At 64.0% G+C, this 3025-nt stretch carries 1 protein-coding gene and 2 pseudogenes; all 3 read right to left on the bottom strand.

Going from position 1 to position 3025, the window contains the following annotated elements:
• Positions 1–341, bottom strand: a 341-nt coding sequence (locus HLUSI_RS0107210) for a response regulator (protein ID WP_029363240.1), incomplete at its 3' end; no start/stop codon positions are given.
• Positions 316–1296, bottom strand: a pseudogene (locus HLUSI_RS27415) (sensor histidine kinase); the annotation flags it as partial. The pseudogene HLUSI_RS27415 and the gene HLUSI_RS0107210, both read right to left, overlap by 26 nt.
• 75 nt (positions 1297–1371) lie before the next feature.
• Positions 1372–3025, bottom strand: a pseudogene (locus HLUSI_RS34910) (sensor histidine kinase); the annotation flags it as partial.

The following is a 3025-nucleotide window of genomic DNA, read 5'->3' as shown; positions in this document are numbered from 1 at the left end:
ATGATCTGGCTGCGCTGAAGCTGCGCCAGCGCGTGGCGATCAACGTCGACCAGCGCTCCACCCGCACCACCATGATCGGCCATGACGTCGCCATGCCCGGTCACCACGATCACAGGCAGATCGGCGTCGGCGGCCACCGCGTGCGCCAGCACTTCCAGCCCGGAACGTCCCGGCAGCCGCACATCGGTTACGACAATGCCGGCGAACCCGGCGTGCAGCAGCGGCAAGGCTTGTTCGGCGTCGGCGCAGGCCTGCACGCTGAATCCGCCCAGCTCCAGAGTTTGCGTCGTCGCCTTGCGCACGCTTTGTTCGTCTTCAATCAGGATGGCGAGTGCGGTCAATGATGTCTCCATGAATTGCTGATGCAGGGTCCGGTGCCGGTGCCGGCAAGCGCACGATGAATTCGGCGCCGCCCTCGGGCAGATTATGCGCCGACAGGCGGCCATTCATCGCCTGCACGATCGACGACGATATCGCCAGTCCCAGCCCGAGGCCCTTGCCGCTCGGCTTGGTGGTGAAGAAGGGTTCGAACAGGTGCGGCGCGACTTCGTCAGGAATGCCCGGGCCGCTGTCGCGGATGCGGATGACAGCTTCGCCGGCTTCGTGCTCGACGATCACCGTGACGCGCTTGTCGGCAACGTATTCGACGGTTTCCACCGCATCGATGGCATTGCGCAGCAGGTTGATCAGCACCTGCTCGGTGCGCACCACGTCGCCCATTACTTGTACCGGACTGCGTACGTCGATCTCGATGGAGACCGCTTGCTGGCGGAACTCGTTGCGCAGCAGCAGCACCGCCGCCTCGACCGTCTGCGCCACGTCGACCACGGCGATGGCGTCGCCGCTCTTGCGCGCAAAGCCCTTCAATTGCGCAATGATCTTGCCCATGTGGGCGCTGGCGCCGCTGATGTGTTCGAGGTTTTCTTCCACCTGCGGCAACTGCCCGCGGCGCATGAATTGCACGGCATTGTCGGCGAAGGCGCGGATCGCCGCCAGCGGCTGGTTCAGCTCGTGCGTGACGCCTGCGGCCATCTGTCCCAGCATGGCCAGCTTGCCGGCCTGCACCAGCTCGTTCTGCGTCGAGCGCAACAGGCTTTCGGTCTGCTGCAGGGTGACGTATTTTCCTTCCAGCGCCTGGTTGGCCACGCGCAGCTCCTGGGTGCGCACCGCGATGGTGGCGTCCAGCTCCTGCGCTGCACGGCGCAAGGCATCGCGCGATTCCAGCCGCTCCTGCAGGCGTCGCCTGCGCTGGTAAATCGCCCACAATGAAATTGCCGCGATCGCCATGATCAGCGCCCGTTGGGTGCGTTGGGTGCGTTGGGTGCGTGGGGTACGTTCAATGATGTCTCCATGAATCAGGAATATCAGGAATTACGGGGCCGGCACCGGCAGGCGCACGGTGAATTCGGCGCCGCCTTCGGGCAGATTATGCGCCGACAGGCGACCGTTCATCGCCTGCACGATCGACGATGAAATCGCCAGTCCCAGTCCGAGTCCTTTGCCGCTCGGCTTGGTGGTGAAGAACGGTTCGAACAGGTGCGGTGCGACTTCGTCGGGAATGCCGGGGCCGCTGTCGCGAATGCGGATGACGGCTTCGCCGGCTTCGTGCTCGACGATCACCGTGACGCGCTTGTCGGCAACGTATTCGACGGTTTCCACCGCATCGATGGCATTGCGCAGCAGGTTGATCAGCACCTGCTCGGTGCGCACCACGTCGCCCATTACTTGTACCGGACTGCGTACGTCGATCTCGATGGAGACCGCTTGCTGGCGGAACTCGTTGCGCAGCAGCAGCACCGCCGCCTCGACCGTCTGCGCCACGTCGACCACGGCGATGGCGTCGCCGCTCTTGCGCGCAAAGCCCTTCAATTGCGCAATGATCTTGCCCATGTGGGCGCTGGCGCCGCTGATGTGTTCGAGGTTTTCTTCCACCTGCGGCAACTGCCCGCGGCGCATGAATTGCACGGCATTGTCGGCGAAGGCGCGGATCGCCGCCAGCGGCTGGTTCAGCTCGTGCGTGACGCCTGCGGCCATCTGTCCCAGCATGGCCAGCTTGCCGGCCTGCACCAGCTCGTTCTGCGTCGAGCGCAACAGGCTTTCGGTCTGCTGCAGGGTGACGTATTTTCCTTCCAGCGCCTGGTTGGCCACGCGCAGCTCCTGGGTGCGCACCGCGATGGTGGCGTCCAGCTCCTGCGCTGCACGGCGCAAGGCATCGCGCGATTCCAGCCGCTCCTGCAGGCGTCGCCTGCGCTGGTAAATCGCCCACAATGAAATTGCCGCGATCGCCATGATCAGCGACGTGATCGCCGAAGCCGCGCCGCAACGCCTTGGGCATCGCGGCCACCGGCGTGATCGGCTGGTCCGCATATTGATGGGTGCCGGCCAGTTCCTGCTGCAGCTTGCCGTCGAGCGGACGCAGGCTGTGGTATTTCCATTCCGGACGATTGCTCAGGAACACCACGCCGCTGTGATCGGCCAGCGTGATCGGATCTTCATTGCTGCGCCAGGTATGTTCGAACTCGGACAGGTCGACCTTGACCGTCATCACGCCGATCGGCTTGCCTTCCCCGCGCGGCGTACCGGCCGGATAAATCGGCTGGGCCATGAAATAACCCGGTTCGCTGGAGATATTGCCGATGCCGTAGAAACGTCCGGAGCCGCCGGCCAGTGCCTCGGCAAAATAAGGCCGGAAGCCGAAGTCGCGACCGACGAAACTGGCTTCCTCGTTCCAGTTGCTGGCCGCCAGCGTCATGCCGCGCGCATCCATCATGTAGATCGCCAACACCTTCGACTGCTTCTGGATCGCCTGCAGGCTCAGGTTCAGGCGTTGCACTGCGGCCGCATCGTCGGGATGATGCAGCACCTGATCGACGTCGGCCAGCGCACCGAGCGCGTATGGCATGATCTCGAACTTGTCGAGGATGGATTGCAGGTCGAGCGCGACGATCTGCAATTGACGCTCGCCGGCGGCATGGAGGTCGCTGCGCGCTTTTTCCGCCGCAACGAAATACGACGCAAAAAAAAC

Origin of the sequence: Herbaspirillum lusitanum P6-12 (assembly GCF_000256565.1) — a bacterium.
Lineage (GTDB): Bacteria > Pseudomonadota > Gammaproteobacteria > Burkholderiales > Burkholderiaceae_D > Herbaspirillum > Herbaspirillum lusitanum.
This window is presented reverse-complemented; position numbering and strand designations above follow the sequence as displayed.